The sequence below is a fragment of the Microtetraspora fusca genome, assembly GCF_001570365.1.
GTDB lineage: Bacteria > Actinomycetota > Actinomycetes > Streptosporangiales > Streptosporangiaceae > Microtetraspora > Microtetraspora fusca.
Genome location: NZ_BBYK01000039.1, coordinates 100,667 through 122,887, shown reverse-complemented (window position 1 = coordinate 122,887; position 22,221 = coordinate 100,667). Strand labels below are relative to the sequence as shown.

The following is a 22,221-nucleotide window of genomic DNA, read 5'->3' as shown; positions in this document are numbered from 1 at the left end:
GTTTCCACGGGGGCGTTAGCTGCGCCGTCCGGTCTGTTCAGGGGTTCGCTGCGCCGTCCGGAAGCTCCGGTCCTCGCTCCCGCCCGCTCCGCTCTCTCGTGTGGAGGGCGACCGGGCCACCGATGGCGGGGGCGTTCTCCGCTTTCTTGGGGCGAGGGGCGCCTCAGTGATCGAATGGAGGGATACCGAGGTGGGCGCGTTCAGGTAGCGTTCTGTGCATGATCCCGCGTATCCCCGTCAGCGTGGATCTCGTCGTGCTCACGGTGAGGTCGCAGGTGCTCTGCGCGCTGGTTTGGCGGCGGGACAGGCCCCCGTACGAAGGGTGCTGGGCGCTGTCCGGCGGGTTCATCCAGCTTGACGAGGACCTTCCGGCCGCCGCCGCCCGGGTGCTCGCGGAGCGCGCCGGGCTTCCGGGGGCCCCCGTCCATCTGGAGCAGCTCCAGACATACGGGTATCCGGACCGCGACCCCCGGCAGCGCGTGGTCAGCGTGGCCTATCTGGGGCTCGCGCCCGACCTGCCGGCTTCGACCGAGGCCCACATGAGCTGGCAGCCGGTCGACTCGCTGACCCGCATGGCGTTCGACCACCGGCGCATCATGCTCGACGGCATCGAGCGGGCCAGGGCCAAGCTGGAGTACAGCCCGCTGGGTGCCGCTTTCTGCCCGCCGCAGTTCACCGTGGCGGAGCTGCGCCGCGTGTACGAGATCGTGTGGGGCAGGCCCCTGGATCCGCGCAACTTCCACCGCAAGGTCACCAAGACCGAGGGCTTCCTGATCCCCACGGGCGAGACCACGACCCGTGACGGGGGACGTCCGGCGATGCTCTACCGGCGCGGCCCCGCCGTCGTCCTGCATCCGCCGATGCTCCGCGTCTAGCGCTGCGACCGAAGTGTCCAGGAAGTAGGGCCACGTCCGCCGAAATCCGTTTCGGGCCTCGCGGGGAGGACGTCTACTGTGACGCCGTGACAACTCAGGTGATCGTTCTCAATGGCGGATCCAGCTCGGGCAAGTCCGGAATCGTCCGGTGCCTGCAGGCGGTCTTGCCGGATCCGTGGCTTGCCGTCGGGGTCGACACGCTGATCCAGGCGATGCCCGCGTCCATGCAGACATCGGACACGGGGATCGAGTTCGCCACGGATGGCGGGGTGAGCGTCGGGTCGGAGTTCCGCACACTGGAGACGGCATGGATGGAGGGAGTCGCCGCGATGGTCCGTGCGGGCGCTCGGGTCATCATCGATGACGTTTTCCTCAGTGGAACGGCGTCGCAGCAGCGGTGGCAGAAGGCTCTCGGCGGGCTGAACGTGTTGTGGGTCGGCGTCAGGTGTGAGAGCGCGGTCGCCGCGGGCCGTGAGCTCGCCCGGGGCGATCGGGTCTCGGGGATGGCCGCGTCTCAGGCGGAGGTGGTCCACCAGGGCGTGGTCTACGACCTGGAGGTGGACACCACGCGTACGGAGTCCCTGATGTGCGCGCGGGCCATCGTGGCCCAGGTCGGCTGATCGACGGCTCGGCTGCCCCCAGAAGGTCAGGAACCGCCCCGAGCCGAGATCGCCGGGTCAGACACGCGTGGGGCGACCGTGCCGTGTGGCACGGTCGCCCTTGGTCCTCGATTCGATCGCCGGGACGCCCCTCGCGGGACCTCCACCCGCGACACCGTGCTGGATCAGGCGGGTTTGGTCAGCCGGACCTCAAGGCTGATGCCGTCGGTCCGGACGTCGCAGGTGCGGAAGGCGCTCTCGGTGGCGAGACGCTCGAACTGGGCCCGTGAGTAGGCGCGGCGTTTGAGCATCGTCAGCGGCACCCTGGTCAGTACGGAGTTCAGCCGGTTGAGCTTCATCCTCCTGACCTCCTCGCCGATGTCGGCCCCGGACGCGTCCCGGTTCAGGTCGTGGATCAACGCCGTGCCGCCGTCCCGGAGGACCCGGTGCATCTCGTCCATCGCGCGGACGGGCCGTCCGAAGTTCTTGAAGGCGGCCTGGCAGACGACCAGGTCGAAGGACGCGTCGTGGAAGGGCAGGTCGGCGGCGTCGCCCTGCTCGATCCGGACGGACACGCCGGCGCGGCGGGCCCGCTCGCTCGCGATCTCCACGAACGTGTGGCTGATGTCGAGCCCGGTCACCGCGAACCCGAGCCGTGCCATCTCGACGGTCAGGTAGCCGGGCCCCGGGGCCACCTCCAATACCGCGGCTCCGCCGGGCAGGCTCTCCGCGAGCTGCGCGGCGTAGCGGCGGACGGCGGCGACCTGGGGGGCCGAGCCGCGCTGGCGGGAGTACCAGCGCGCCATCGCTCCCTCCATCCCCGGGGCCTGGGAGCGGGTGGTGTGTGTCTTCTCCATGTTCCCTCCGGTTTCGGATGTTCTTCCGAACCGGCCCGGGAAAGAGCCCGACTATTCTTACCAGTGCCACCTCGTGGCCGGGCCGCCTTCCGCGGGTTCGGTTCGAGGGCTCCCCGGCGGTCGTGTTGGCGCACGCCGCCGGGGTCGTCGTTTCCGGGGTCAGTCCGTTACGGCGCCCCTTTCCGCGAGCTCGGCGATCTCGGCCGGTTTCCGGCCCGTCTCGTGCCAGTCGCGCCACAGCGCGAGGTCGGGGAACGTTCCGGAGGCGAGCTCGTCGAGCAGGGACCGGGTCCAGGCCAGCTCGGCCTCCCGGATGGCGAGGTCGTACTCCGCCTCCACGAGGAACAGCCGGGGGACCTCCTGGAGATACGCGGCCAGCGACTCCCGCTGGCCGGCGACCTCCGCCTCCAGCAGGTCCACGCGCCGCCGGAGCAGACTCGTCACCTCGTCGGGCGGGAGTACCCCGCAGACAGAGAGCGCGGCCTCGAACTTCGGCTGCTCCCGCTCCGGTGTCGCGAGGAGGTCCCGGATCCAGTCGGCCAGCTCCGCGCGTCCGGCCTCGGTGATGCGGTAAATCGTGCGCTCGGGGTGCCCGCGGTCGCGGACGCTGTCGGTCACTTCGAGGAACCCGTGCTTCTCCAGGTTGCGCACGACGGTGTAGAGCGAGCCCCACTTGACGTCCATGTCCCGGTCCTTGCCGCGGGCGCGCATCAGGGAGGCCATCTCGTACGGGTGCATCGGCCTGTCCACGACCGTCGCGAGCACGGCCAGGCCGAGCATGTTGTTCACTTTGCGGCGTTTGGCCATCCGGCACCCCCCCTACTCGTACGCGAATATACGTCCGCGAGTATCGGGGTGCAATACATAGACTCCACCGACATGACCGTCGTGCGTTCTGTGCTCCTGTTCGTCCTGGCCGCGGTGCTGGAGATCGGCGGAGCCTGGCTGGTGTGGCAGGGCACCCGCGAGAGCCGCGGCTGGGCGTGGATCGGCGCCGGAGTGATCGCGCTCGGCCTGTACGGATTCGTCGCCACGCTCCAGCAGGACGCCAACTTCGGGCGCATCCTGGCGGCGTACGGCGGGGTGTTCGTGGCGGGCTCGCTCGCGTGGGGCATGGCGATGGACGGCTACCGGCCGGACCGGTTCGACGTCATCGGTGCCCTGATCTGCCTCGCCGGTGTCGCTGTGATCATGTACGCGCCACGGGGCGGCTGACCCGCCGAGGCCGGAAGCCCGATGCCCGATTAAGTTTGTCTGCCATGACGACACCCCGGGTCACGATCAGGTACGGCGGGCGGGACGACGTCGAGCAGGTGCTCCGCTTCTGGGCCGAGGCGGCCGAGGGCACCGATCGGCACGACGACGCGGACAAGGTCGTCCAGCTCGTCCAGCGTGACCCCGAGGCGCTGCTGATCGCCGAAATCGACGGGACGCTGGTCGGCACGCTCATCGCCGGGTGGGACGGCTGGCGGGCCCATCTCTACCGGCTCGCCGTGGACCCCGGGCACCGGCGCATGGGCGTCGGATCCCGCCTGATCGAGGCGGCGGAGGACCGGTTCCGGAAGTTCGGGGCCTTCCGCGCGGACGCGATGGTCCTGCACGACAACGAGCTCGCCCATCGCGCCTGGTCGGCGTCCGGCTACGGGCCTCAGCCCCAGTGGGGCCGCTGGGTGAAGCATCTGACCTGAGAGGCGGGGACGCCCCTGCGGCGTCCCCGTACGGGTCTCGCCCGGGCCCGTACGGTCTTACGCGGGTCGGCACTGGGGCAAGACCGCGCCAGGTCCGAGGGCTTCCTGGGGGTGGACCGGCGCCCGGTTCCTAGCGTTGATCGCGTGATCGAGACGACGGACGGCCTCGCCGCATGGGCGATGCACATCATGGAGACGCTGGGCGGCCCGGGAGCCGGGCTGGCGATCGCGCTGGAGAACCTGTTCCCGCCGCTGCCGAGTGAGGTGATCCTGCCGCTGGCCGGGTTCACCGCGAGCCGGGGCGACCTCAGCCTCGCCGGGGCGATCTTCTGGACCACGTGCGGCTCCCTGGCGGGAGCGGTGGTGCTGTACCTGCTCGGGATGCTGCTCGGCGCCGACCGGATCCGGCTGATCGCCGCCAAGATGCCGTTGCTGAAGGTCTCCGACATCGACCGCACGGAGGCCTGGTTCCATCGTCACGGTGGCAAGGCCGTGTTCCTGGGACGGATGGTGCCGATCTTCCGCAGCCTGATCTCGATCCCGGCCGGGATCGAGCGGATGCGGCCGACGATCTTCCTGGTGTACACCATGCTCGGCAGCCTGATCTGGAACTGCACGTTCGTGCTGGCGGGTTACGAGCTCGGCGAGAACTGGTGGCTTGTCCAGGACTATGTGGACGTCTACTCCAAGGGAGTGCTCGTCCTGGTCGTCATCGTCGTGTTGGCCTTCGTGACCATTCGGCTGGTCACCTCGTGGCGGGAACGCCACCGGCTCGACGACGAGGAGGCAGAAGCCGACTCCTAGGTGGGTGCCGTGCAGTACCCCGTTCTCAGTAGGGTTAATGCTGGACAAAGGCATTGATCTGAGGAGGACGAGCATGACGGCGCCGCGCTTCCGGGCCGTACTCGACACCATGCCCGCGTACACGCCGGGCAAGGTCGTCGTCGGGCCTGACGGCAGGTCGTTCAAGCTGTCCTCGAACGAGAGCCCGTTCGGGCCGCTGCCGAGCGTGCGCGAGGCGATCGCCGCGGCGGCCGCCGAGATGCACCTCTACCCGGACCCGGCCTCGGTCGCGCTCACGGAGGCGCTCGCCGAGCGGTTCGCGGTGCCGTGCGAGCACGTCGCGCTCGGCGCGGGCTCGGTGACGCTGGCGCAGCAGCTCTTCGAGACCGTCGGAGAGCCGGGCGCCGAGGTGATGTACGCGTGGCGGTCCTTCGAGGCGTACCCGGTGCTCGCCGACCTGTCCGGGGCGACCTCGGTCAAGGTGTCGCTGAAGGACGAGGCGCACGACCTCGACGCGATGGCGGAGGCGATCACCGACGCCACCCGCATGATCTTCGTCTGCAACCCGAACAACCCGACCGGCACGGTCAAGCGCACCGCCGAGCTGGTGGAGTTCCTCGACCGCGTCCCGGATGACGTGTTGGTGATCCTCGACGAGGCCTACCGCGAGTACGTCCGCGACGAGGACGTCCCCGACGGCCTGGCGCTCTACCGCGACCGCCCCAACGTCGCCGTCCTGCGCACGTTCTCCAAGGCGTACGGGCTGGCCGGGCTGCGGGTGGGCTACCTGATCGGGCACGAGCCGGTGGTCGCCGCCGCGCGCAAGACCATGGTGCCGTTCGCGATCAACCGCATCGCGCAGGCCGCCGCCGTCGCGTCCCTCAAGGCGGAGGACGAGCTGCTGGAGCGGGTCGAGACCGTGGTGAAGGAGCGTGCCCGGGTCAGGGAGGCGCTGATCGCCCAGGGGTGGACGATCCCGCCCACCGAGGCCAACTTCGTGTGGATGCGCCTCGGCGACCGGAGCCCCGCGTTCGCCGAGTTCTGCGCCGGGTACGGCGTGGCCGTGCGGCCCTTCGGCGCCGAGGGCGTCCGGATCTCGATCGGCGACCGGGAGGCCAACGACGCCTTCCTCGCCGCCGCCGAGGCGTTCGGCGTCGAATAGCCCTGACGCAGGCAGGCGCCGAGGGTCGCTGAGAGGCGCTGAGGATCGCTGAGAGGCGCCCGAGGGACGCCGAGAGGGCAGCGGCGGGGCCCCACACCCCGCCGCCGGCCACCGGTCAGCTCGGCGCCGTCTCCACCTCTGGCACGGCCTGCGCGGTCCGGCTGCGACGCTCGGTGGACACCACCAAGGCGACGCCGATCACGATCAGGCCGCCGGCGCCGAGCATGGCCGCCGTGACGCTCTCCCCGACCACGGCCACCCCGAGCAGCACCGCCACGACCGGGTTCACGTACGCGTACGTGGACACGAGCGAGATGGGCGCGTTGCCGAGCAGCCAGACGTACGACGTGAAGCCGACCAGCGAGCCCACCACGATCAGGTAGGCCAGCGCCGCCCAGGATCGGCCGCTGACGGCGGCCAAATCCAGGCGCTCGCCCAGGCCGGTGCCGATGATCAGCAGCCCGACGCCGCCGACGGCCATCTCCACCGTGCTCGCCGCGAACGGGTCACGCGGCATGGGGATGCGCCCCGACAGGAAGGAGCCGATCGACCATGACAGCGACGCCACCAGGATGATGACCACGCCGACGGGGTTCGACGCCGTGCCGCCGCCGAGCGAGATCCCCGCCACGCCGACGAACCCGATGAACACCCCGGCGAGCGTGAGCACCTGGGGCCGGTCGCGGAACACCGTCCGCAGGACGACCAGCCAGAGCGGGACCGACGCGACCAGCAGGGCCGCCAGTCCGCTGCCGATGTGCTGCTCGGCTATCGCGACCATGCCGTTCCCGCTGGTCAGCAGCAACAGGCCGACCAGGGCGGCCCCGCCCAGCTCCCGCCCGGTGACGCGGAACGGCTCCCGCCCCTTGCGGAGCAGCAGCACCACGCCGAGGATCAGCGCGGCGGCGATGAAGCGCAGGCCGCCGCTCAGCATGCTGGGGAGGGTCTCGATGGCGATGCGGATGCCGAGGTACGTCGATCCCCACACGATGTAGACCGTCGCCAACGCCAGCCAGACTCGCACGCCATGAGTGTTCTTCCCCATGGCTCCTTACAATAGCGGGACGCATCCTGACTCAGCGGTTGAGTTTCTCCACGATGAGCCGGTAGAGCTGGCGCGGCCGTCCGGGGGCGGGCGTCCGGTTCGGCGGAAGCGGCCACGCGAGTCCCTCGTCCACCAACGTGCGCAGCAACCGCCGGGCCGTGCGCGGCGTCACGCCGAGCATCTTGCCCGCACTCTCGGCGTCCACCACGGTGTCGCCGCCCTCCAGTTTGGCCGCGAGGCGCGCGAGCACCTCGACGCCCTTCGGCTTGGCCGCCCCGGCCGCGTTCGGGGGCATCCGGGGCGCCGGGACCAGCGCTCGGCCCTCCCGGTCCACCGCGAAGCCCTGCGAGTTCTTGGCACCCTGGCTGCGCCCCAGCGCGCCCCGGGCGTGCGTCTCCGCGTCGTGCGTCGTCCGGCCCATGCCGACCCCCACCTCGACGGCCAGGCCCAGCTCGTCTCTGATCTTGGCCGCGAACGGCAGCACCCGGAACCCGTCCGTCGCGGCGGCGATCGAGCCGCGCGAGGCCACCACCAGGTAGCTGTGGTCGTCGATCGGCCACACGCTGGAGTTCATCCGGTTGGCCTCCTGGACGAGCAGGCGGTGCAGCGACAGCCGTAACTCGTCCCGCCAGTAGCGGGGCGCGGCCCGCCGTACCGGCTCGCGCAGCGTGGGGACCTCCACCAGCACCACCGTGAGTTGCGACTCCTCCAGCCGATGGTGCGCTCCAAGAAGTGCCGCGGTGTGCAGCGCCGTACGGATCGCGGCCGAGGTGGGGCGGATCCGCACGACGGGCAGGCCGGTGGCGGCCAGCCGGTCGGCGACGCCCGGAACGCAGGTGAGCGCACCCGTGGACGCCCCCTGACGGATCAGGCGCTCGTGGAACGCGGCGATCGCGCCGGCGCCCCCGGGCTCGTCGCGGCAGTGCACCTCGTCCGAGGGCAGGCCGAGATCGGTGTACGCCTCGTCGATCTCCGCGCGGCCGAGCACGTCCACGCTCACCCGCCGGGGGTCGATCCGCTCGTCCATGGCGGCCTGGGCGATCGCGGCGGACAGGGCCGCGCCGCCCAGTTGCACGAACGTGGCGGGCATCGTGAGCACCCCGGCGCGCCGGGCGATCTCGTACGGCGCGGGGCTGGAGAACAGGCAGGCGTCCACGTTCGGGCCGAGGCGGGTCACCTTGTCGGCCGCCTCCTGCTCGTCCCGGTAGGCCGCCGCCACCAGGCGGCACGGCACGGGCGCGGCCGCATGACCCATGAGCATCACTCGCTCGACCAGATCATGCGGCCCCACCACACCGATAGTGAGATCCGGAGTCATCGTGCCCACCCGTGACCCGCGCGGATTCTCTTCCGTGCGCTCCACCAATGTCTGTCCCATCCGTGACCGTTTCTGAATTCGTTGAAGCTCTCTTTGAAACGATCGCGTCTGGCGGCCGTAATGTCACGCCCAAATTTTCCGGAATTCCGTTCTGCATAGTGGCCGGATGTGGCCAATCAGAACGTCTTACCAGCTCAGGCGGGCAAAATTGGCCCCTGGGATCAGTCGGTGGCGAAAGAGGAAATCTGGCGTTCCACATCTGCCCCGAGCGCCTGCATACGCTGCGCGAGATGAGCGTGACCGCGGTCGATGAGATAACCGGAGTCGATTGTCGTCTCGCCTTCGGCGCAGAGCCCGGCGAGCACGAGCGCGATGCCCGACCGGAGATCGTGCGCGGTGACCTCGGTGCCCCGCAGCGGCGTCGGGCCGTGCACGACGGCGCGGCTGCCGTCGACCTCGATGTTGGCGCCCATCTTGTTCAGCTCGCCGGCGAGCGCGAAACGCCCGTCGAAGATCCGCTCGTGGATGTAGCTGGAGCCGTCGGCCAGGCACGCGACCGTCATCAGCGGCGACTGCAGGTCGGTGGCGAAGCCCGGGTAGGTGTCGGTGATCACGTTGATCGGGCGCAGCCGGCGGTCCCTGCGGACGTTCAGCACCGCGCCGTCGACGGCGAACTCGACGCCCATCTGCTCCAGCTTCCAGCGGACCACGCCGAGGTGCTCGAGGGAGGCGCCGACCAGGTTGACCTCGCCGCCGGTGATCGCGGCGGCCATCGCGAAGACGCCGGCGTCCAGCCGGTCGGGCATCACGGTGTGCTCGACCGCCGACAGCTCGTTGACGCCCTCGACGGTGATGAAGCCGGTGCCGCCGCCCCGGATTCGCGCGCCCATCCGGGAGAGCATGACGATGACGTCGAGCACCTCGGGTTCGAGGGCGGCGTTCTCGATCACGGTGGTGCCCCCGGCCAGGGCGGCGGCCATGATCAGGTTCTCGGTGCCGGTGTGCGACGGGGTGTCCAGGTACAGCGGGGCGCCGACCAGGCCGGCCGCCTTGATGTGGATGACCGACTCACCCTCGTCCACCACCGCGCCGAGACGCTTGTAGCCGAGGTAGTGGAAGTCCAGGTTCCGGCTGCCGAGGTTGCAGCCGCCCACGCCCTCGATGATCGCCTCACCCAGCCGGTGCAGCAGGGCCGGGACGAACAGCACCGAGCCGCGGAAGCGGCGCGCGATCTCCGCCGGCAGCACCGGGCTGGTGAGCTGGGACGCGTCGATGACCAGCGTCCGCTCGGCCTCGTGGAACTGAACTTTGGCGCCGACCGCCTCGGCCAGCTCGACGGCGCGGCGCACGTCCTCGATCACGGGCACGTTGCGCAGCACCGTCTGGCCCTCCGCTGCGAGGAGCGCCGCGCCGATCATGGGGAGCACGGCGTTCTTCGCCCCCTGGATGAAGGCGGTTCCGCGCAGTACGTTGCCTCCGCGCACGCGGTAACGGACCATCGATGAGACTCCTAAGTCAAAGGTGGGGAACTCGCACGACGCGGCGGCTGAGTGTGACCAGAGTAGCCGCTGGGACGGGCGTTTTGAGGGGAACTACCCGCGGAAGACGCGGCCGGTCAGCCGCTCGTACGCTTCCACGTACCGTTGCCGGGTGCGCTCGACGATCTCGTCGGGAAGGGGCGGCGGCGGCTCGTCCGAGGACCTGTCCCAGCCGGACTCGGGAGAGGTCAGCCAGTCGCGGACGAACTGCTTGTCGAACGACGGCTGAGGCCGGCCCGGCCGCCACTCGTCCAGCGGCCAGAAGCGGGAGGAGTCGGGGGTGAGCACCTCGTCGCCGAGAACGAGCCCGCCGTCGGCGTCCCAGCCGAGCTCGATCTTCGTGTCGGCCAGGATGATGCCGCGCTCACGGGCGATCTCGGCGCCGCGCACATAGACGTCGAGCGTGATCCGCCGCAACCGTTCCGCGACGTCCGCCCCGACCTCCTCGATGACCTGGTCATAGGTCATCGGCTGGTCGTGCTGGCCGATCGGGGCCTTGGTCGACGGTGTGAAGATCGCCTCGGGCAGCTGGGAGCCGTCGGTCAGTCCGGCGGGCAGTGACACGCCCGAGACCACGCCCTCACGGCGGTAGTCGGCCAGCCCGGATCCGGTCAGGTAACCGCGTGCCACGCACTCCACCGGAACCATCCGCAGCCTGCGGCACAGCACGGCGCGGCCGGCGAACTCGGCGGGCACGTCGGTCGAGACGACGTGGTTGGGGACCACGTCCGCGAGTTGCTCGAACCACCACAGCGAGAGCTGGGTGAGGATCACGCCCTTGTCGGGGATGCCGGGCGTCAGAACATGGTCGAACGCCGAGATCCGGTCTGAGGCCACCATCAGGAGCAGCCCGTCGTCGGTCTCGTACAGATCGCGGACCTTGCCGGAGTGGAGGTGCTTCACTATGCCATTTTGCCAGTGGTTCAGACCTCTTTGCCGACCGACCCAATCCCTCGCGCCGGCGGCGGCCGATGAGGCCCGTTCCGGGCCTCGCTCCGGCCGGACGCGCGTCGGCGCCCGGCCGGAGCCGGACCGGTTCCTACGCCTCGACGGCGCGCAGCGCGATGTCGGAGCGGTGGTGCGAACCGCGCATCCGGATGTGCCCGACCAGCTCGTACGCGCGCGAGCGCGCCTCGGCGAGATCGGGTCCGGTGCCGACCACACTCAGCACCCGGCCGCCGCTGGAGACGATCCGCCCCTCGGCGTCGAACGTCGTCCCCGCGTGCAGCACGTACGCCCCGGGCACCTCCGTGTCGAGGCCCTCGATCACGTCGCCCTTGACCGGATCAGCCGGGTAGTTCTCCGCCGCGACGACCACGGTCACCGCCGCGCCGTCGCGCCAGTGGAGCGGGCCGTGCCCGGCCAGCTCGCCCTTGGCGCAGGCCAGCAGCAGCCCAGCGAGCGGCGTCTCCAGCCGGTCCAGCACGACCTGCGTCTCGGGGTCGCCGAACCGCGCGTTGAACTCGATGACCCGCGGACCCTTCGCCGTGAGCGCCAGGCCCGCATAGAGCACGCCCGTGTACGGCATGCCGCGCGCGGCCAGCTCGGCCACCGTGGGCCGCACGATCTCGGACATCACCTGCTCGGTCAGCCCCTCGGGCGCCCACGGGAGCGGCGTGTACGCGCCCATCCCGCCCGTGTTGGGGCCCGTGTCGCCGTCCCCGGCGCGCTTGAAGTCCTGTGCGGGCTGGAGCGGCACGGCCGTCTCGCCGTCGCACAGCGCGAACAGCGATACCTCGGGGCCGTCGAGGTACTCCTCGATGACGACCCGCTCGCACGCCGCGGCGTGCGCGAGCGCCTGGTCCCTGTCCCCGGTCACCACCACGCCCTTACCCGCGGCCAGGCCGTCGTCCTTCACGACGTACGGCGGGCCGAACTCGTCCAGCGCGGCCGCCGCCTCGTCCGGCGTCGTGCAGGTGAACGCGCGGGCGGTCGGCACCCCGGCGGCCGTCATGACGTCCTTGGCGAAGGACTTGGACCCCTCGATCGCGGCCGGCTCCCGCGACGGGCCGAAGCACGGGATCCCGGCGGCCCGGACCGCGTCGGCGACCCCCGCGACCAGCGGTGCCTCAGGGCCGACCACCACGAGATCGGCCCCCAGCGAGACCGCGAGCTCCGACACCGCGGCGCCGTCGGTCGGCGTCACCTTGTGCAGAGTCGCCACCTGAGCGATCCCGGCGTTGCCGGGGGCGCAGTGGACTTCCGAAACGGAGGGGTCGAGCCGCAGCCCCCGGCACAGGGCATGCTCACGACCACCGGATCCAATGACTAGTACGCGCACCCGCTGAGTTTATTTGCGCTCGCTGTGTTTGTTGGCGCTCGCTTCGCTCGCGCGGGCTCGGGGCGCCTTGAGTCGGTGTCTTCCCTCGTCGCTCGGAGTCGCTCGTCCCTCGCTCCCCGCTCGCTCCCCGCTCGCTCCTCAGTCCAGACACCGCCGCGCCCGTGTCTATTTGCGCTCGCTGCGCTCGCGCGGCTCGGGGCGCCTTGAGGCGATGTCTTCCCTCGTCACTCGGGGCTTCGTTCCTCAGCCCACTCGTTCCTCAGTCCAGACACCGCCGCGCCCGTGTCTATTTGCGCTCGCTTCGCTCGCGCGGCGAGGGGCGCGGCGATGTCTTCCCTCGTCACTCGGGGCTTCGTTCCTCAGCCCACTCGTTCCTCAGTCCAGACACCGCCGCGCCCCTCGCGGGCGGGCGGGCGGGTGGTGGCCTGGCTTCGTGCATGCGGCGCCCCTTGTGGGTGGGTTTGGGGGGCGCCGGCGGTTCTTCGTCCGCTCGGCCCCTGGCGGGATCGAGGGGCTCAGGGTGCTTGGTGGCTTTTTGTGGGGAAGTACCTGATCGCGGCGGAGGGGCTCGTTATCCTAGAGACGAGCCAGGCGAATGTGATAGGTTAGCCCAGCTTCGCTGTGTCTCGTGGCGATTGGAGGTGGTTCGGGTGTCTTCTGGTGACCCCGTTAGTACGTGCCGGCGCACGTACGACGTGCGCATTCCCGACCACCTGATCTGTGAGCCCGAGAGGCAAGCTCACGCCTGAAAAAGGGGTGACGTTGCGTCGCGCGTGGAGCGTGCCGACTCGGGCGGGAAGGGTCCGCCATGCGCTCCTCAACGCTTTTTCCACTGATTTCACGGCACGCCCGGGTGATCCCGCCGCGACTGGTCAAGCCCGTGCTTGACAAGCCCGTGACCGACCGCTGCGTGCCGCCGAGTACCTCCCTGATCGAATACGGCGCCTACATCGGCGGCGAGAAGGTCGAGGCCGCGGGCATCCCCGAGGCCGTCAGCATGGTCCGCGCGCACAACGACGCCAGCGCCGCCACCGACGCCTACGTATGGGTCGGTCTCTACGAGCCCGCCGCCCCCGAGGTCGAGTGGCTCGCCGAGGTCTTCGGCCTGCACCCGCTCGCCGTCGAAGACGCCATCAAGGCGCACCAGCGGCCCAAGGTCGAGCGGTACGGCGACTCCCTCTTCGTCGTGCTCAAGACCGTGGCCTTCCTCGACCACCAGACGCCCACTGCCACGAGCGAGATCATCGCCATCGGCGAGATCATGGCGTTCGTCGGCCCCGACTTCGTCGTCACCGTACGGCACGGCGAGCAGTGCTCCCTGGCGGACGTCCGCGAGAAGCTGGAGGACAACCCCAAGCTGCTCGGGCGCGGCCCGACCGGCGTCCTCCACGCCATCGCCGACTTCGTCGTGGACAAGTACCTGTACGTCGCCGACCTGATGCAGGACGAGTTGGAGGACGTCGAGGCGGCCGTCTTCGCCGAGGTCAGCTCGCGGGACATCAACCGGATCTACCAGCTCAAGCGCGAGATGCTGGAGCTCAAGCGCGCCGTCGGCCCGCTGCAGAGCCCCTTCAACGCCCTTCCCCAGCGGCGGATGATCCCCTCCGAGATGCGTGAGTACTTCCGCGACGTCGGCGACCACCTGTCCCGGGTGTGCGAGCAGGTCCAGTCGTCCAACGAGCTGTCCGACTCGATCCTGCAGGCCGCGCTCGCCCGCTCCAACGCGCTGGCGAACGAGGACATGCGCAAGATCTCGGCCTGGGTGGCCATCATCTCCGTGCCCACGATGATCGCCGGTTTGTATGGCATGAACTTCACCCACATGCCGGAGATCGACACGTACTGGGGGTATCCGGCGGCGCTCGGTCTGATGGCGGTCGTCTGCGCGCTGCTCCATCGCGCCTTCCGCCGCAACGGCTGGCTCTGAGACCGCGCCTCCGACGCCGACCACCACGCCCTGCAAGACGCGGTGACGTCGGCGTGGTTCGGCGACCCCCAAGGTCGAGGCCGGGACATTCGCGCCCCGTTCCCCCGGGCGATTCCGACGAGGAGAGGCCGACCGCGTTCTCTGCGCGAGTTCCCGGGGAAGAATGATAGCTAAAACTATGATAGTTGTAGCTATCATAGTTCTGCCAGCCCTGGGGTGATGGATGTCAAGCACGGGGAAGCCGGAGCGGCTGTTCGGGCGCGACACGGAGTGGCGGGAGCTCACGGAGTTCGCCTCCACGTCCACTCTGGGCGCAACGCTGGGCCTCGTCTACGGGAGGCGACGCCAGGGCAAGACGTTGATGCTCGAACTTCTCGCCCGGCAGACTTCAGGCTTCCTCTTCGCCGCCACGCAGCAGAGCGAGGCGCAGAACCTGGCCGATCTCGGCGCCGCGTACGGTGCCTTTCTCGGCCTTCGGCAGCCCGTGAGCTTCCCGTCCTGGAGGGAGGCTCTGGAGGAACTGTTCCGGCTGGGTGAGGACCGCGCCGTCCCCATGATCATCGACGAGTTTCCCTACTTGATCGCCGCAAGTCCGGGGCTTCCCTCCTACATTCAGCAGGCGCTCAGCCCGCTGAGCTTCGCCAAGGAGCGGAGCCGCACCAGGATGATCCTCTGTGGCAGCGCGTTGACCACGATGGCCGAGTTGCTCGGCGGCGGGGCTCCGCTCCGTGGGCGAGCGAGCATGGAGCTGGTCGTCCGCCCGTTCCGCTACCGGGAGACGGCGGCCTTCTGGCGGGTGTCACATGACCCGGAACTGGCGTTCCGGCTGCACGCGCTGCTTGGGGGAACCCCCGCATACCTCGAAATGAGCGGAGGCTCGCCCCCCTCCTCCGTGGCGGACTTCGACGAGTGGGTGGCGCGCCGTTTGTTGAATCCCGCCTCGGCCATGTTCCGCGAGGGCAGCCTGCTTCTGCGGGAGGACACGTCCATCAGCGACCCCACCTCGTACGCGGCGACCCTGGCGGCCCTGAGCGCGGGAAACCATCGCCGCTCCGAGATCGCGTCGGTGCTCGGGCGTCCGAGCAGCGCGCTCGGTCATCTGCTGTCAGGTCTGCGGGACATCGGCCTGATCGACCAGGTGGACGACGCGTTCCGGGAGAAGCGGAGCATGTACCGGATCGCGGAGCCGGTCGTCCGCTTCCATCAGCTCCTGATCCAACGGCACGAGCCCGAGCTGGTGATCGGCCGGGCAAGCCGGGTCTGGGCGGAGGCCGCCGACACCGTGGCCGGAAAGATCTACGGGCCGCACTTCGAGGATCTGGCCCGGGAGTGGTGCTTCGAACACGCCGATCCGGAGACGGTCGGGGGAGTGGCTTCCAGGGTTCGCCCCACCGAGATCGCCTGCCGTGAGCACCGGCAGGGACATGAGATCGACATCGTCGTGACCGAGTCTCCTTCGTTCTCCACGGAGCGGATCACTGCGATAGGCGAGGCGAAGGGGACCAGTACGGCGATGGACGTCCCGCATCTGCAACGGCTCGAACACCTTCGCGGCCTCCTGCCGGCCGCGAAGGTCGGTCCTCTTCCCAAGCTGCTGCTTTTCGGCCGCTCGGGGTTCACCGAGAGTCTGCGGCGGGTCGCGGACGCGCGTGTGGACGTCGAGTTGGTCGATCTCGACCGTCTGTACAACGGCGCATAGCGCCTATCCGGGCTCGTCCTCGCGGGAGCGGAGGGAGGCGAGCCCGCTGATCGTGATGTCGATCGCCCTCTGGGCGGCGGCCCGGGTCTCCTCCCAGGAGGCCCCGCTGTCGTGGCTGGTCATGGCGGCGAGCCTGGCCGCGCCGACCAGCGCGCCGACCGCCGCGGCCGCCTCCACGGGATCCAGTTCACCGGGGCAGGCCTCGTACAGGGCGCGGGCCACCCGCCGCTGTGTGTCGAAGAGCAGGCGGAGCGCCCGCGCCTGGAGCGCCGGGACCGACTCGATCAGGCGTTCGCGCCGCGCGGCCGACTCCGGCGAGCGCTCCGGTCCGTGGAAGTCGCGGTCCACGGTGTGCCGCGCGGCACGGGCCAGGAGGTCGATCGCGGTCTCGCCGGGGCGGCGGCTCGCGATCACGTCGAGCGCCTCGGCGACCCGCGCCTCATTGTCGTAGAAGACCACGTCTTCCTTGCTCGTGAAATAGCTGAAGAACGTTCTCGGCGAGACATCGACGGCGGCCGCGATCTCCGCGATTGTGGTCTCGTCGAATCCCTTCTCGTCGAACAGCCGCAACGATGCGTCGATCAGCGCGTTCCGTGTGCGGATCTTCTTGCGTTCCCGCAGGCCAGGAGGGTCCGACATGTTCTGAATTTACCGCAGATATATCTTCATCCATTGCAATTTTGCATTAAATGTTGTTCCGTGAGGAGAGGCGAAGCGACATCCGCACCCTATTCCCATCGCGTTCTCCCACAAGGAGCCCGTCATGACCGAGGCCACGACCCGTCCTGTGACACTCCCCCTTACGCGTGAACGCCCCTTCGATCCGCCGGACGCCCTCGGACTGTGGCGCGACGAGGATCCCATCCGCCCGCTCGCCTACCCCGACGGCCACCAGGGCTGGCTGGTGACCGGCTACGCCGCCGCCCGGGCGATCCTCGCCGACGCGAGGTTCAGCACGCGGATCGACCTGTTGCACACGCCGGTGGCGCAGCGCGCCGCGCAGTTCCGCAACACCCTGCGGCGGCCCGGCTTCTTCCTGCGGATGGACCCCCCGGATCACACCCGCTACCGGCGGCTGCTGGCCGGGCAGTTCACCGTACGCCGGATGAAGGGGCTCGAGCCGAGGATCGAGGAGATCACCCGCGACCACCTCGACGCCATGGAGCGCGTGGGCGCCCCCGCCGACCTCGTCCAGGCGTTCGCGCTGCCGATCCCGTCCCTCGTGATCTGCGAGCTGCTCGGCGTCCCGTACGCCGACAGGGAGAAGTTCCAGCGCGACTCGTCGGTGCTGCTCAGCCTGAACTCCTCGGTGGAGCAGGTGGAGGCCGCGATGAACGACCTGCTCGACTACCTCGACGACCTGGTACGGCGCAAGCGGGCCGAGCCGGACGACGACCTGGTCAGCGGGCTCGCGACCGAAACCGACCTGACCGACGACGAGCTCACCGGCATCACCACCCTGCTCCTCATCGCGGGGCACGAGACGACCGCCAACATGCTGGGGCTCGGCACCTTCGCCCTGTTGCGCAACCCCGAGCAGCTCGCCGCGGTGCGCGACCATCCCGAGGTGGTGGACCACGCGGTCGAGGAGCTGCTCCGCTATCTGACCGTCATCCACATCGGCCCGATACGCGCCGCTCTGGAGGACGTCGAGATCGACGGTCGCCTCATCAGGGCGGGCGAGTCGGTGACCCTCTCGGTGGCCGCCGCCAACCGCGACCCCGAACGGTTCCCCGAGCCTGACCAGCTCGACGTCACGCGGCCGGCGAGCGGGCACCTGACCTTCGGCCACGGCATCCACCAGTGCCTCGGCCAGCAACTCGCCAGGACGGAGATGCGCATCGCCTACCCGGCCCTGCTGCGCCGGTTCCCCGGCCTGCGTCTCGCCGTACCGGCCGAGGAGGTCCCGATGCGGACCGACATGGCGATCTACGGGGTGCACCGGCTGCCGGTCACCTGGTAGGAGAGGGGGAGCGATGAAGATCATCGCGAACACCGGCCGTTGCATCGGCGCCGGCATGTGTGTCCTCGCTCTGGGCGAGGTCTTCGACCAGAGCGAGGAGGACGGCACCGTCGTGCTGCTCGATCCCGAGCCGCCCGCGTCGATGGCGGACGCGGTCCGGCGGGCGGTGCAGCTCTGCCCGTCCGGCGCCCTGTCCCTCGCGGAGCCGTACGCGGACAGGGACCGGGCCGAGCGGGACTAGGCGACGGCGGTGCGGAGCGGGGGGATCGGCGTGGGCAGGGGGAGGCCGCGGGCGGCCCACACCCGCCGCATCCGGTCCGGATAGTCGGTGACGAGGCCGGCCACGCCGAGGTCGAGCAGCGTGGCCGCCTCGTCGGGGTCGTTGACCGTCCAGACGACGACCGGCAGGTCGCGATCCGACGCGGCGGCCATCAGGGTGTCGTCGACCAGCACGCGGTCGGGGGAGAGTGTGGTGGCCCCGACCGCCTCGGCCGCGGCCGCCAGGTCGCCGTCGAAGTCGGCCAGGTCGAGGCCGTTCATCCAGGCCGGAGCCATCGTGACCTCCTCGACCAGCGCGAACCGGCGATCCACCAGCGGCTGGGCGGCCACCAGGATGCGCCAGTCGAAGCTGAGCAGGGCGGCGTCGCCGAGCCTGCCGTGCCGGTCGAGCTCCTCCGCCACCAGTTCGGTGAACTCGCGGGGATCGGCCGTCAGATCGGGGCGCTCCGGGTTGGACTTCAGCTCGACGTGCAGCCTGACCCCGTCCGCGCCGTACGCGTCGACGAGGCCGAGCACGGCGCCCAGCGTGGGCATCCGGGTGTCGGGCAGCGGGACCTGGGTGAGCGCGAAGGGGTCGTCGGGGCGCTTCGGCAGCCGGATGCCGACGTCGAGCGTCCTGAGCTGGGCGAGCGACAGGGAGGCGATCGGTTTGCCGACATAGGGGAACATCTCGTCGCCAGGAATGGCCATCCCGGTGTCCGCGCTGGTCACCGGCGAGACGATCAGATCGTGGGTCAGCACGATCTGACCGTCGGAACTCAGGGCGACGTCGAACTCCAGCGCGTCGACCCCGAGTTCCAGCGCGAAGGCGAGCCCGGGGAGCGTGTTTTCGGGCCGTAGCCCGCGTGCCCCCCGATGGCCGTGTATTTCAACGTGTCCGTGCACAACGGCGAACCCTACTGTGTCGCCCTTCGCTCCCCGTGCATCCGTACCCCGTTGGGCGCGCATCCCCTCAAACGTCGCGAAGTCCCGCGAAGTGAGGGAAGCCCGCTCAGATCAGCGGACGGATCTGGAGGGTCTGGGTGCGGCCCGGACCGACGCCGATCGCCGAGATCGGGGCGCCGCTCATCTCCTCCAGGGCCTTGACGTAGTCCTGCGCCTTGGGCGGCAGGTCCTCGAACGTCTTGGCGCCGGTGATGTCCTCCTGCCAGCCGGGCAGCTCCTCGTAGATCGGCTTGGCGTGGTGGAACTCGGTCTGCGTCATGGGGATCTCCTCGTGACGCACGCCGTCCACGTCGTACGCGACGCAGACGGGGATCCGCTCGAGCCCGGACAGCACGTCCAGCTTGGTGAGGAAGAAGTCGGTCACGCCGTTGATCCGGGTGGCGTACCGGGCGATCACCGCGTCGAACCAGCCGCAGCGGCGGTTGCGGCCCGTGGTCACGCCGTACTCGCCGCCGGTGGAGCGCAGCCAGTCGCCCATCTCGTCGGTCAGCTCGGTCGGGAACGGCCCGGAACCGACCCGCGTGGTGTACGCCTTGAGGATGCCGATGACGCGCGTGAGCCGCGACGGCGGGATGCCCGAGCCGATGCACGCGCCGCCGGAGGTCGGCGACGAGGAGGTCACGAACGGGTAGGTGCCGTGGTCGATGTCCAGCAGCGTGCCCTGGCCGCCTTCGAGGAGGACGACCTTGCCCTCGTCCAGCGCCTTGCTCAACACCAGCGACGTGTCGGTGATGTGCGGCTTGAGCCGCTCGGCGTACCCGAGGTACTCGTCGAGCACCTTGGCCGGGTCGAGCCCGCGCCGGTTGTAGATCTTGGTGAGGATCTGGTTCTTGTCGCCCAGGGAGATCTCGATCTTCTGCTTGAGGATGCCCGGGTCCAGCAGGTCCTGGACGCGGATGCCCATGCGGTAGATCTTGTCGCCGTACGAGGGGCCGATGCCGCGGCCGGTCGTGCCGATCTTGGCCTTGCCGAGGTAGCGCTCGCTGACCTTGTCGATGGCCTTGTGGTGCGGCATGATCAGGTGGGCGTTCGCCGAGATCAGCAGCCGCTCGGCGCCGATCCCACGCTGGGCCAGACCGTCGATCTCGCTGAGCAGCACGCCCGGGTCCACCACGACGCCGTTGCCGATCACCGGGACGACGTCGGGGGAGAGCACGCCCGTGGGCAGCAGGTGCAGGGCGTATTTCTGGTCACCGATGACCACCGTGTGGCCCGCGTTGTTACCGCCCTGGTAGCGAACGACGTAGTGGACGTCACCGCCGAGCAGGTCGGTGGCCTTTCCCTTGCCCTCATCGCCCCATTGGGCACCTACGAGAACCACAGCCGGCATGGTCTGACTCCTGCACCACAAAACGAAAACCCCTGACGCAAGTACGACAGGGGCCTCTTGCAACCTGAGACTACCTGAGCCGGTCGGAAAATGGGATCCACGGGTGCTAAGTGGGCGTCCCACCCCCGATGTACGGCTCCGCCGGCTCGGGCAGGTCAGTTGCCGCTGAGGAAGCGGGCGGCCTCGGCGCTGCTGTCACGCAGGAACTGCGCGCACCGCTCGGCCTCGTCCTTCTCTCCGATGGCGTTGGCCGCGCGGCTCAGCGCGTACAGGCAGCGGAGGAAGCCGCGGTTGGGGGCGTGGTCCCAGGGGACCGGGCCGTGGCCCTTCCAACCGGCGCGCCGGAGCTGGTCGAGCCCGCGGTGGTAGCCCGTGCGCGCGAACGCGTACGAGGTGACGGCGTGGCCGGCCGCGAAGTAGTCGTCGGCGAGCGACGCCCAGGCGCCGGAGTAGGCGGGGAAGCGCGCGGCCACGTCGGCCGCCTTGGCACCGGATTCCAGCATCTGCCGGGCCTCGGTGTTGTCCGGGAGAAGTGTGGGCGGCGGACCGGCCAGGAGGTTTTCGTGCGTTTCCATCGATCGATTCTAACGAGGGGATCGCCGGATTCACCCGGGGGTGAATCTACTTTCCGCGCCGCTTTTCCATGCCGCGAAGACGCGGTGTCTTTTCCGCGCCCAGCGAAGACGCGGCGTCACAGGACAGACACGGCGTCACAGGGCAGACGCGGTGTCGCGGGGAAGACGCGGCGTCGCGCGGAGCGGATCACGCCCGCTCCGCGCGACGCCTTGTGACACCCGGCCTCGGATCAGCCGAGCTTGGTGCCCGCCGACTTGAGGTGCGCGCACGCCTCGGCGACGCGCGCGGCCATGCCCGCCTCGGCGGCCTTGCCGTACGAGCGGGGGTCGTAGGCCTTCTTGTTGCCGACCTCTCCGTCGACCTTCAGCACGCCGTCGTAGTTGCGGAACATGTGGTCCGCGACCGGTCGCGTGAAGGCGTACTGCGTGTCGGTGTCGATGTTCATCTTCACCACGCCGTACGAGATGGCCTCGTGGATCTCCTCCAGCAGCGAGCCGGAGCCGCCGTGGAAGACCAGGTCGAACGGCTTGTCCTTGCCGAACTTGGCGCCGACCGCCTCCTGGATCTCCTTCAGGACGGTCGGGCGCAGCTTGACGTGGCCCGGCTTGTAGACGCCGTGCACGTTGCCGAAGGTGGCGGCCAGCAGGTAGCGGCCGCGCTCGCCCAGGCCGACGGCCTCGGCCGTGGCGATGGCGTCCTGCGGCGTGGTGTACAGCTTCTCGTTGATCTCGCCGACGACACCGTCCTCCTCGCCGCCGACGACGCCGATCTCCATCTCCATGATCACCCGAGCCTCGGCGCACTTGTCGATCAGCTCGGAGGCGATGGAGAGGTTCTCCTCCAGCGGTACGGCGGAGCCGTCCCACATGTGGGACTGGAACAGCGGCTCCTCGCCACGGGCGACCCGCTCACGAGAGATCTCGATCAGCGGCCGCATGAAGCCGTCCAGCTTGTCCTTCGGGCAGTGGTCCGTGTGCAGCGCCACCGTGACCGGGTACTTCGCGGCAACCACGCGGGCGTACTCCGCCAGCGCGACCGAGCCGGTCACCATGTCCTTGACCGTCGTGCCGGAGAGGAACTCCGCCCCGCCGGTCGACACCTGGATGATGCCGTCGCTCTCCGCCTCGGCGAAGCCGCGCAGCGCAGCGTTCAGGGTCTGGGACGAGGTCACGTTGATCGCCGGGTAGGCGAAGCCGCCCTCCTTGGCCCGGTCGAGCATCTCGGCGTAGACCTCTGGAGTCGCGATAGGCATCGGAAATTCATCTCCTTCTGAGACAGTTACCGGCGGTCGCAAGTATCCCGAAGCCCCCGCCGATGTGTGAAGCAGGCTCGGGTCCGCGGCCTGTCTTCTTTCAG

General features: G+C 69.8%; 22 protein-coding genes. 10 read left to right on the top strand and 12 right to left on the bottom strand.

Features of this window, described 5'->3' with window-relative positions:
- The first annotated feature begins 218 nt into the window (after positions 1–218).
- Both AWQ68_RS03580 and cpt read left to right on the top strand, forming a co-directional pair.
- A complete protein-coding gene (locus tag AWQ68_RS03580; protein WP_066934590.1) occupies positions 219–875 on the top strand; it encodes an NUDIX hydrolase in 657 nt (218 codons plus the stop codon).
- Between the two features lie 86 nt (positions 876–961).
- Positions 962–1,495 carry a chloramphenicol phosphotransferase CPT gene (gene cpt, locus AWQ68_RS03575; protein ID WP_157544844.1) on the top strand — a complete coding sequence of 178 codons (534 nt, stop codon included), beginning with the start codon at positions 962–964 and terminating at the stop codon, positions 1,493–1,495.
- A gap of 164 nt (positions 1,496–1,659) precedes the next feature.
- Here the strand turns inward: cpt and AWQ68_RS03570 are convergent, their stop codons facing one another.
- Complete coding sequence (locus AWQ68_RS03570; protein WP_066934584.1) at positions 1,660–2,331, bottom strand: class I SAM-dependent methyltransferase; 672 nt, start codon at positions 2,329–2,331, stop codon at positions 1,660–1,662.
- A 159-nt stretch (positions 2,332–2,490) separates the two neighbouring features.
- Complete coding sequence (locus AWQ68_RS03565; RefSeq protein ID WP_066934581.1) at positions 2,491–3,138, bottom strand: PadR family transcriptional regulator; 648 nt, start codon at positions 3,136–3,138, stop codon at positions 2,491–2,493.
- Positions 3,139–3,210: 72 nt separating this feature from the next.
- On the opposite strand from AWQ68_RS03565, the gene AWQ68_RS03560 reads away from it, so the two are divergent.
- From AWQ68_RS03560 to hisC, 4 genes are all read left to right on the top strand, one after another.
- Positions 3,211–3,546, top strand: a complete 336-nt coding sequence (locus AWQ68_RS03560) for a YnfA family protein (RefSeq protein WP_066934578.1) — start codon at positions 3,211–3,213, stop codon at positions 3,544–3,546.
- Positions 3,547–3,590: 44 nt separating this feature from the next.
- Positions 3,591–4,019 (top strand): GNAT family N-acetyltransferase, encoded by a 429-nt coding sequence (locus AWQ68_RS03555; protein WP_157544842.1) that lies wholly within the window; start codon positions 3,591–3,593, stop codon positions 4,017–4,019.
- A 144-nt stretch (positions 4,020–4,163) separates the two neighbouring features.
- Positions 4,164–4,823 (top strand): DedA family protein, encoded by a 660-nt coding sequence (locus AWQ68_RS03550; RefSeq protein ID WP_373281491.1) that lies wholly within the window; start codon positions 4,164–4,166, stop codon positions 4,821–4,823.
- Positions 4,824–4,896: 73 nt separating this feature from the next.
- Positions 4,897–5,964, top strand: a complete 1,068-nt coding sequence (gene hisC / locus AWQ68_RS03545; protein WP_066934573.1) for a histidinol-phosphate transaminase — start codon at positions 4,897–4,899, stop codon at positions 5,962–5,964.
- Between the two features lie 115 nt (positions 5,965–6,079).
- On the opposite strand, the gene AWQ68_RS03540 is transcribed toward hisC, so the two are convergent.
- The 5 genes from AWQ68_RS03540 to purD form a co-directional block, all read right to left on the bottom strand.
- Positions 6,080–6,988: an EamA family transporter gene (locus tag AWQ68_RS03540; protein ID WP_245655729.1), complete on the bottom strand. Its 909-nt coding sequence runs from the start codon at positions 6,986–6,988 to the stop codon at positions 6,080–6,082.
- 52 nt (positions 6,989–7,040) lie between these two features.
- On the bottom strand, positions 7,041–8,327 hold the full coding sequence (locus AWQ68_RS03535) for a transcriptional regulator (RefSeq protein ID WP_084463667.1): 1,287 nt from the start codon (positions 8,325–8,327) through the stop codon (positions 7,041–7,043).
- A 221-nt stretch (positions 8,328–8,548) separates the two neighbouring features.
- On the bottom strand, positions 8,549–9,826 hold the full coding sequence (gene murA / locus AWQ68_RS03530; RefSeq protein ID WP_066934567.1) for a UDP-N-acetylglucosamine 1-carboxyvinyltransferase: 1,278 nt from the start codon (positions 9,824–9,826) through the stop codon (positions 8,549–8,551).
- Positions 9,827–9,919: 93 nt separating this feature from the next.
- Positions 9,920–10,768 carry a phosphoribosylaminoimidazolesuccinocarboxamide synthase gene (locus AWQ68_RS03525; protein WP_084463612.1) on the bottom strand — a complete coding sequence of 283 codons (849 nt, stop codon included), beginning with the start codon at positions 10,766–10,768 and terminating at the stop codon, positions 9,920–9,922.
- Positions 10,769–10,904: 136 nt separating this feature from the next.
- Positions 10,905–12,146, bottom strand: coding sequence for a phosphoribosylamine--glycine ligase (gene purD, locus AWQ68_RS03520; protein ID WP_066934564.1), 1,242 nt, complete (start codon positions 12,144–12,146; stop codon positions 10,905–10,907).
- 880 nt (positions 12,147–13,026) lie between these two features.
- Between purD and AWQ68_RS03515 the strand changes: the two genes are divergently transcribed.
- Both AWQ68_RS03515 and AWQ68_RS03510 read left to right on the top strand, forming a co-directional pair.
- Positions 13,027–14,073 carry a magnesium and cobalt transport protein CorA gene (locus AWQ68_RS03515; RefSeq protein WP_245655728.1) on the top strand — a complete coding sequence of 349 codons (1,047 nt, stop codon included), beginning with the start codon at positions 13,027–13,029 and terminating at the stop codon, positions 14,071–14,073.
- A 223-nt stretch (positions 14,074–14,296) separates the two neighbouring features.
- Entirely contained in the window at positions 14,297–15,772 is a 1,476-nt protein-coding gene (locus tag AWQ68_RS03510; protein ID WP_066934560.1) for an AAA family ATPase, read from the top strand.
- 3 nt (positions 15,773–15,775) lie between these two features.
- Here AWQ68_RS03510 and AWQ68_RS03505 read toward each other — a convergent pair whose 3' ends face one another.
- Positions 15,776–16,411, bottom strand: a complete 636-nt coding sequence (locus AWQ68_RS03505) for a TetR family transcriptional regulator (RefSeq protein ID WP_066934558.1) — start codon at positions 16,409–16,411, stop codon at positions 15,776–15,778.
- A gap of 124 nt (positions 16,412–16,535) precedes the next feature.
- Here AWQ68_RS03505 and AWQ68_RS03500 point away from each other — a divergent pair, with 124 nt between their 5' ends.
- Positions 16,536–17,735, top strand: coding sequence for a cytochrome P450 (locus AWQ68_RS03500; RefSeq protein ID WP_066934556.1), 1,200 nt, complete (start codon positions 16,536–16,538; stop codon positions 17,733–17,735).
- Positions 17,736–17,748: 13 nt separating this feature from the next.
- Positions 17,749–17,976, top strand: coding sequence for a ferredoxin (locus tag AWQ68_RS03495; protein ID WP_066934554.1), 228 nt, complete (start codon positions 17,749–17,751; stop codon positions 17,974–17,976).
- On the opposite strand, the gene AWQ68_RS03490 is transcribed toward AWQ68_RS03495, so the two are convergent.
- From AWQ68_RS03490 to fbaA, 4 genes are all read right to left on the bottom strand, one after another.
- Positions 17,973–18,899, bottom strand: coding sequence for a glycerophosphodiester phosphodiesterase family protein (locus AWQ68_RS03490; protein ID WP_066934552.1), 927 nt, complete (start codon positions 18,897–18,899; stop codon positions 17,973–17,975). The genes AWQ68_RS03495 and AWQ68_RS03490 overlap by 4 nt on opposite strands.
- A 106-nt stretch (positions 18,900–19,005) precedes the next feature.
- Positions 19,006–20,289 carry an adenylosuccinate synthase gene (locus AWQ68_RS03485; protein WP_066934548.1) on the bottom strand — a complete coding sequence of 428 codons (1,284 nt, stop codon included), beginning with the start codon at positions 20,287–20,289 and terminating at the stop codon, positions 19,006–19,008.
- A gap of 155 nt (positions 20,290–20,444) precedes the next feature.
- Positions 20,445–20,864: a DUF3151 domain-containing protein gene (locus AWQ68_RS03480; RefSeq protein ID WP_066934545.1), complete on the bottom strand. Its 420-nt coding sequence runs from the start codon at positions 20,862–20,864 to the stop codon at positions 20,445–20,447.
- 230 nt (positions 20,865–21,094) lie between these two features.
- On the bottom strand, positions 21,095–22,117 hold the full coding sequence (gene fbaA / locus AWQ68_RS03475) for a class II fructose-bisphosphate aldolase (protein ID WP_066934543.1): 1,023 nt from the start codon (positions 22,115–22,117) through the stop codon (positions 21,095–21,097).
- Positions 22,118–22,221: the final 104 nt, after the last annotated feature.